Genomic DNA, 6,567 nt, shown 5'->3' with positions numbered 1-6,567 from the left:
CTTTGATATCAACCCATATAAAAAACATTGCCTTCTCAATGGACTTGATGATATATCCTATCTGCTGTCACGCAAGGATGATACCGAGGCCTACGAGCTTAAGGCAAAGAATTTCTAAACTGACTATAACTTATACTCATGAATTTTAAAATAGCAGTATTGCCGGGCGATGGCATCGGTCCTGAAATATCCGCCCAGGGCGTGCTCGTCATGAAGAAAGTGTGTGAGCGTTTCGGACATACTGTCGAGTTCTCTTACGGTATTGTCGGCGCTGACGCCATTGATAAGGTAGGGGACCCATTTCCCCGTCAGACCTATGAATTGTGTCGCGACAGTGATGCGGTATTGTTCTCGGCTGTAGGCGACCCCAAGTATGACAATGACCCGGACGCGAAGGTGCGTCCTGAGCAGGGCTTGCTCGCGATGCGTAAGAAACTCGGGCTGTTTGCCAATATCCGGCCTGTAGAGACTTTCCCTATGCTTCTTGACAAATCGCCATTGCGTGCCGATATCATCCGTGGCGCTGATTTTGTATGCATCCGTGAGCTTACCGGCGGTATGTATTTCGGTAAGAAGCATGAAGGTGACAATGAAGCCTGGGATACCAATTTCTATACACGCGGAGAGGTCGAGCGCATATTGCGTGTAGGCTACGAGTATGCCCGTCGTCGTCGCCGTCATCTTACGGTTGTCGACAAGGCTAATGTATTGGCTTCATCCAGGCTGTGGCGCAAAGTAGCAAAGGAGATGGCGGCGGAGTATCCCGATGTCACCACTGATTTCATGTATGTCGACAATGCTGCAATGCGCATGATTCAGGACCCTCGCTTTTTCGATGTGATGGTTACTGAAAATACGTTTGGTGATATCCTTACCGACGAGGGTTCGGTGATATCCGGGTCAATGGGATTACTCCCCTCGGCATCGACAGGTGAGTCTACTCCGGTGTTTGAGCCGATTCACGGTTCGTGGCCCGAGGCCAAAGGGCAGAATATCGCCAACCCGATTGCACAGATTTTATCGGTGGCCATGCTGTTTGAATACTTCAATCTCCCGGCAGAGGGCAAGGCGATACGCGATGCCGTGCAGGCTTCTCTTGAGGCAGGGTTTACAACTCCCGATCTCTCCAAGCCGGGATATCGCACTTATGAGGTAGGGCAATGGATTGCCGAGCACATCTGAACTGCCGCCCGGCGATATCGGTAATGTGATGCAGATGTAACTATTTGCACAATATAAGTGTTATAATATGGAAGCTGTTGCCGATATATAGGAATGGCTTCCATATATTTTTACATGCTCTTAATTCAAGCAAAGTCATTATGAAAAAGCGTCTTCCATTGGCAATATTCGCGCTTTCTGTTGCATTTGGCGCATCGGCCCAATACTATGAGCTTGCCAACCAGTTGCCGCAGCTTTTGCGTCCGGCTCTTTCTGGTTCCTGGCAATACAAAGGGTTTGTTGATGCGTCGGCAATGGCTGGTCTCGGAAGCAACAGGGCCAACATTCTGAGTGTGTCCACATCTCAGGGATTTCAGTATACATCATGGTTCTATATGGGCGTAGGCCTGGGAGTGGATGTCGCGTTTTCAAATTACGATGGTTCTCTGTCACGAGCCGATGTTCCCGGATATTGGGAGCACGGAGCCAACAAGACCGGTGCCATGCTGCCATTGTTCTCCGACTTTCGTTTCACATTCGGCGGTGCTTCAAACGAGCTGTCGGCGTTTATTGACCTGAGGCTTGGCGCTACATTTCTGCTTGGCAACAATTACCTGGAGTTCAACAATGGATATCTGTCCAACGACGGGCAGTTCTATCTGCGTCCGTCGGTCGGATTGCGTATCCCGGTCAATTCATCCAATTCAAAGCAGGCGGTGGACCTTGGTATCACCTATCAGCTTATTACCTCGGCAAATAATTATACATGGGGTGGGCGAGGCATGAGCCTCAATGCCCTTGGATTTACCATCGCTTACGAATGGTGATGACGATGGTTGCCGTCATATAAATGGCTTCAGCAAGATGTGTATGCCTCTGCCCCCATGTCGGGTATAGGCATATGCTGTTTTTAATAGCAGTCTGCGCCACAGGCTATGCGTTTTATCCATGACCTCTTTATAAAGCCTGTCGGCTTCAGTGCTTTTTTCGCGGGCATAAAGTGCGGCGAGCACCATGCGGCGCAGTTCAAGCCAGCGCAGTTCCCGGTGCAGATTATACTTTCGAAATGTAGCCTCACAGCAGTCAAGAGCATATTCCCATTTCTGTGCTCCTGATGAATAGTCGGTTCCTGTGATTGATTTTTTCTGTTCTACCACGAGTACCGTTGGTGTGCCGTGGAGTTTTAATGTTCTGGGCTTTTCGACAGCAAGACGCATGCCGGTCTCATAATCGTCCCATCCGGTGACGTTGGCATCCCATGCTCCGGCTCTCCGGAAGAAATCTGTGCGCACGGCATATCTCTGTGTTGAGAAAATGGCGTTGAATATATTGCGGAACAAGATATCTTTGTCAGCGAAAATGCGTGTCTTTCTGCTTCCATCAAGGCATCTGACTGCCACATCCCATCCGATTATATCGTTGGCCGGATATCTGACGATTGCTTCATGCACCCGATTAAGATGGCCGTCGAGCATCAGGTCGTCAGAATCGAAAAACATCACCCAAGGAGTCGTTACTTCCTGCAATCCGCGGTTGCGTGCGGCGGCAGCGCCGGCAGTCGTCTCCTTTACTACCGTTATATTCCGGCCGCATTGCCTTTGGATTTCGGCCCAGCGTGTCAAGACTTCCAATGTGCCGTCGGAGCTATTGTTGTCAACCAGCACAATCGGACATTTCAATCCCTGTCGTTCGAGCGACTCCAACGTCGCCCCGACAATCTTCTCTCGGTTAAATACGGGTATGACTACAGTCAGCAAAGATTCCATCCTGGTATTTTACAATAAAAACGACAATTATATGTTTTTATTATTGAACAAGCTCTAATTTAGAACAGCTACTTATGAGAATACTGTTATTGGGCGACGCAAGCAATTACCACAATTGTCTGGCCAAGGGACTTAGAAACCTCGGACATGATGTCGTGGTCGCATCCAACGGAAGCACATGGATGGGCACACATCGCGATATCGATCTTGACCGGCCTGTTCCCGGAAAGGCGGGGGGCGCCATATTGGCTGCCAAGATAAAGTGGCTGATGATGTCGGGGCGTCTTGCCGGATATGATGTCGTACAGATAGGAACTCCGTTTTTTGTCACACAGCGTCCGAAGCGTCTGAAATGGATTTTTGATTTCATCCGCAGAAATAACAGGCTTGTGTTGAATTCGGCGTATGGTGCAGAGCCTTACTGGATTGACTATTGTCTTGACAAGGGGGGCATGCGTTACAACGAATGGCGCATCGGCTCTGACCCCGGACCTCTCGCAATCAGTAGCCCCGAGCTGATGAAGTCGTGGAACACTCCGGAGATGAGACAATATAATGACCATGTCTTCTCTCGTTTTGACGGAGCCGTTACTGCACTTTGGGAATATAATGAGGAGATGTTGCGCCATTTCCCCGCAGAAAAAGTGGCATATGCCGGTATACCGATTGATGTTGATTCTTTGTCACTGCGTCCTGGTATCGATTCGGCACCGAAAAAAGTAAGGATATTCCTTGGAGTACATCGCGAACGTATGGTTGAAAAAGGTACCGACCGCATGCTCGCTGCTGTGAAAAGAGTAGTAGAGCGTTATCCTGACAAATGTGAGCTTACCTATGTTGAAAGTGTCCCATATAAGGATTATGTAGGGATGATGCGCTCGTCACACGTAATTCTCGACCAGCTCTACAGTTATACTCCCGCTACAAACGCTATGCTTGCGATGGCGCAGGGCATAGTTGCTGTCACCGGAGCCGAGCCTGAGTTTTATGATTTCATAGGAGAACATGATAATCGCCCCATAATAAATGCTGTGCCTGACGATGAGGCGTTATATCGTACCTTTGAGGATGTGGTGTTGCATCCTGAACGCATTCCCGCACAGTCGCGCGCATCGCGCGATTTTGTTGCCAGACACAACCATCTCGACGTGGTGTCGCGCCGTTGCCTTGACTTTTGGTCGCGCGTTTAATAGCCTGGTCGATAATAGACTATACGGGACGGCTGTAACGTCGTTCCGAGCCATCGGATGACACATGCCTGTAGCGGTATATGCATCCTTTCAGCATTAACTTTAGCATTCGGACAAACGATGAGTCAAGTTGTCTGCTCCGGCGGTATGAATTGACAACAATTCGAGGAAACCATGTGACAGGATGTATTAAAGCTATTGAAGCTCCGTGAGCCATAATAACCCCCTCATTAAGAGCCATATGCTCCATTGTTGTCGGATTGGGATGGCGACAAAGGTCTAACGGGAAGTATCTTCCTGTAAGATTACGTTTGAAAGCCTGATGAAGGAAGACAGCTATTTCTCCTGATTGTAATGTCGGTGCATTCCGCCCGAACAGTTCGTTGAATTTGACATTATTGCGTCTGACGCTGTCAAGATTAAATGCTATTTCAAATTCCAATGGCCAGTAGAACCGTGGAGGATGCCTTAGGTCAAAAGAATAGGAAGGCATGTTGCGTACCATCTGACATTCGGCTTTGAATGCGTAAATATCAACCGAGGGATTATCCCTGAATATGTCAAACAACTGTCGGATGCTTCTTTCAGAGTATATCAGGTCATCATCTGAGATTAGGCAGTAGTCGGCCGTAGCTTTTGACAACGCGAAGTTTCTGTTCCGCGATACTCCGGTTGAAAAGTGGGAAAATATATCGATATCTTTTCTTTTCAGGGAGTCGGGGATTTTTCCGGGTGTTTCATTTCGAGGTATCTGCCATGAAATAATGTACCTTACCCCCGCGACCGGGGGTAAGGTCATCTGGCTGACTCGGGTTATCCCTTGATTGCCATATGTCGCAATGAGTACGTCAAGTGTCATTTATTAAAAACTCAGAAATGGCGTCCTACGGTAGAGGAGATGGCCGATGGGTCGGTCACGCGGTCGGAAATCTGTCCGTTGGAGAGAACGAATGTAGTCGGAAGTCCCTGCACGTTATAGTTCATAAGGGTCTGGGCACCTTGGGTCGAAGGATGGTATACAGTAACCCATGGTAGATTTTTCGCCGACTTCTTCCATTGGAATTCATCATCGTCGAAAGCTACCTGATATATCTCAAGCCCCTGGTTGTGGTAGCGGCGGTATGCCTCGGCCAGGAGGGCGTTGTAGGCGGTGGAACCCTCGGCGGTATAGGCGGTAAAGCTAAGTATTACCACTTTATTGCGGTTTACAGCATCGGAAAGCGAGATGGTGTCACCCTTTTCGTTAGTAAGGGCGATATCGAAGTACGCAAGTTCGGTGGCCTGGATTGTATCGGTCGGCATGGTCAAATCGGGATTCATTGCCACACGGTTGGCCAGATAAAGCTGCTTGAGATATGTCGTACGCGGATCATCGGGGCGTTTTTCGCTGTATGCGTTTGCTACGGCACCGATTACACGATTGTCCATTCTGTTGGCAGGATTGAAAAGGTATCTGCCGTTGATCTGTTTGGATATTATATAGTATGATACAATTCCTGCCGGATCGGCCAGAATTGTCTGGGCCAGGTCTCTCTTGAGCACTGAGTCGGTAAGGGCTGCTTCGGCTCCTCTTGCCCTTACGGCATCCATAAGTTTTCTGTCGGCATTCATCATGGCTTCTGCCGCAGGAGTTCCTTCAATAGTGTAGGATGTGTCAAAAAGGCTGTCGGTCGCAGCCACTGTCACGGTCTCGATGCTGTCGATAGGGAAGTATATGCTTCGTCCGTCAAGATTCAGGCGGTATACATCGGGGCGTCCCATGGCGGGGTGGGTATATTCGAAGTTGCCGTTTTTTCCGGTTGTTATTGTATCGAGTGTATACCAGCGTCCGTTGTCCGATGCCTGTACCAGTATCTCTTTACCGGCACCACCCTCAAGGGTACCTTTTACATGCCATTGGTTGTTGCTGCATGCCGCCGCGATAAACAACAGAGCGCAGCCTGTAGCGGTTGATATATGCTTCATGTCTATATTGAAGAAATGGTGGTTTATTGGTTATCGTTGATGTTGAATGTACGTTTAAGTTCTGTAGTCACCTGATGTGCGTCAAGAAGTGCCTGAACATAGTGATTGTGCATCGACATTATCTGAGGATTGCTCTCCGGATTGAACTCCTTATTGACCATGCTTTCATCGAGCCACTCTCCGGGGGTGTCGAAGTCGGTGTCGTGGCCAATCTGCTGTGTGAAGTCGCGCATTGCGTCGTCGCGTCTCATCTGGTCGAGCGCCCTCACCGATTCGGTCCATCGGGTGATTGCCGATATCAGTATCTCGGGAGTGATATCTTCGATATTTACCGAGTAGCATTTATTAAAGTTGTGGCATACGAATGCCCAGGCATAATGGTCGTATTGCGAGCCTTCGTAGTTTAGGCGTTCGGAAAGCTGTTCTACCGATGTTATTGTTCCGTCGATTATAGCGCTGAATATATCTTTTATTTTGCACTCCGG

General features: G+C 48.9%; 7 protein-coding genes and 1 pseudogene. 4 read left to right on the top strand and 4 right to left on the bottom strand.

All coding sequences use genetic code 11. The features are described from left to right. From K2I50_RS06355 to K2I50_RS06345, 3 genes and pseudogenes are all read left to right on the top strand, one after another. Positions 1-118 (top strand): annotated as a pseudogene (locus tag K2I50_RS06355) (3-isopropylmalate dehydratase small subunit); the annotation flags it as partial. 20 nt (positions 119-138) lie between these two features. Beyond that, complete coding sequence (leuB, locus tag K2I50_RS06350) at positions 139-1,182, top strand: 3-isopropylmalate dehydrogenase (protein WP_301025372.1); 1,044 nt, start codon at positions 139-141, stop codon at positions 1,180-1,182. A gap of 140 nt (positions 1,183-1,322) precedes the next feature. Next, positions 1,323-1,988 (top strand): hypothetical protein, encoded by a 666-nt coding sequence (locus tag K2I50_RS06345; protein ID WP_301025370.1) that lies wholly within the window; start codon positions 1,323-1,325, stop codon positions 1,986-1,988. Between the two features lie 15 nt (positions 1,989-2,003). On the opposite strand, the gene K2I50_RS06340 is transcribed toward K2I50_RS06345, so the two are convergent. Next, the gene (locus tag K2I50_RS06340) at positions 2,004-2,927 is read right to left on the bottom strand and encodes a glycosyltransferase family A protein (protein WP_301025369.1); all 924 of its coding nucleotides are present in this window, start codon (positions 2,925-2,927) and stop codon (positions 2,004-2,006) included. A 74-nt stretch (positions 2,928-3,001) separates the two neighbouring features. Between K2I50_RS06340 and K2I50_RS06335 the strand changes: the two genes are divergently transcribed. Beyond that, a complete protein-coding gene (locus K2I50_RS06335; RefSeq protein ID WP_301025368.1) occupies positions 3,002-4,117 on the top strand; it encodes a glycosyltransferase family protein in 1,116 nt (371 codons plus the stop codon). 19 nt (positions 4,118-4,136) lie between these two features. On the opposite strand, the gene K2I50_RS06330 is transcribed toward K2I50_RS06335, so the two are convergent. From K2I50_RS06330 to K2I50_RS06320, 3 genes are all read right to left on the bottom strand, one after another. Continuing rightward, on the bottom strand, positions 4,137-4,916 hold the full coding sequence (locus tag K2I50_RS06330; protein WP_301025366.1) for a glycosyltransferase: 780 nt from the start codon (positions 4,914-4,916) through the stop codon (positions 4,137-4,139). Positions 4,917-4,987: 71 nt separating this feature from the next. After that, positions 4,988-6,082, bottom strand: coding sequence for a TlpA disulfide reductase family protein (locus K2I50_RS06325; RefSeq protein WP_301025365.1), 1,095 nt, complete (start codon positions 6,080-6,082; stop codon positions 4,988-4,990). A gap of 23 nt (positions 6,083-6,105) precedes the next feature. Continuing rightward, on the bottom strand, positions 6,106-6,567 hold a 462-nt coding region (locus K2I50_RS06320; protein WP_301025364.1), incomplete at its 5' end, for a DUF6819 domain-containing protein.

Source organism: Muribaculum sp. (assembly GCF_029051885.1).
Classification (GTDB): domain Bacteria; phylum Bacteroidota; class Bacteroidia; order Bacteroidales; family Muribaculaceae; genus Muribaculum.
Note: the sequence above shows the minus strand (reverse complement) of the source record. Positions and strands in the feature narration are given on the sequence as shown.

Excerpts from the sequence above, each read along its gene's own strand:
- K2I50_RS06345 (WP_301025370.1), top strand. The coding sequence starts at position 1,323 with ATGAAAAAGCGTCTTCCATTGGCAATATTCGCGCTTTCTGTTGCATTT.
- K2I50_RS06325 (WP_301025365.1), bottom strand. The coding sequence starts at position 6,082 with ATGAAGCATATATCAACCGCTACAGGCTGCGCTCTGTTGTTTATCGCG.
- K2I50_RS06335 (WP_301025368.1), top strand. The coding sequence starts at position 3,002 with ATGAGAATACTGTTATTGGGCGACGCAAGCAATTACCACAATTGTCTG.
- K2I50_RS06340 (WP_301025369.1), bottom strand. The coding sequence starts at position 2,927 with ATGGAATCTTTGCTGACTGTAGTCATACCCGTATTTAACCGAGAGAAG.
- leuB (WP_301025372.1), top strand. The coding sequence starts at position 139 with ATGAATTTTAAAATAGCAGTATTGCCGGGCGATGGCATCGGTCCTGAA.
- K2I50_RS06330 (WP_301025366.1), bottom strand. The coding sequence starts at position 4,916 with ATGACCTTACCCCCGGTCGCGGGGGTAAGGTACATTATTTCATGGCAG.